Raw genomic sequence first — 413 nt, forward strand, 5'->3', positions numbered from 1 at the left:
TGCAGCGTTGATGTAATTCCAGATAATATTTTTTTAAATCCTTTTGCAGTGGCACAGGTTCCGGCTCTTTGCTTTGCGACTGTTGATAAGACCAGTAAGCCAATTGACGGATGTGCTGCAAACGTACCAGCAGGGTGCTGCGGGTAGAACTTCTAAAGCCGGGCTCAATTAACACCGCTACAAAACTGCTGAAGGCAAGTAGACCCAGGCAAGGTAAAGCAATGAACGCTGAATGAAAATACTGGTAATTGATCAGTGACAGAACAACAATCAGGGTTTGAATATATAAACAGGATTGCAGGCGCTTTGCGTAGCGTACAGAACTGTACTTGGCCTGAAACTGGGCACGCCAGATATAAGGATAGAGCATACTAATAAGTACGATCGTACCCGCACTAATGGCCTGATTCTTT

Annotated in this window: 1 pseudogene; it reads right to left on the reverse strand. The window is 44.6% G+C overall.

Annotation, left to right across the window (positions count from 1 at the left end):
- Positions 1-413, reverse strand: a pseudogene (locus B4033_RS11750) (hypothetical protein); the annotation flags it as partial.

The organism is Acinetobacter sp. UBA3132 (assembly GCF_002364825.1).
In the GTDB taxonomy this organism is placed as follows: Bacteria; Pseudomonadota; Gammaproteobacteria; order Pseudomonadales; family Moraxellaceae; genus Acinetobacter; species Acinetobacter schindleri.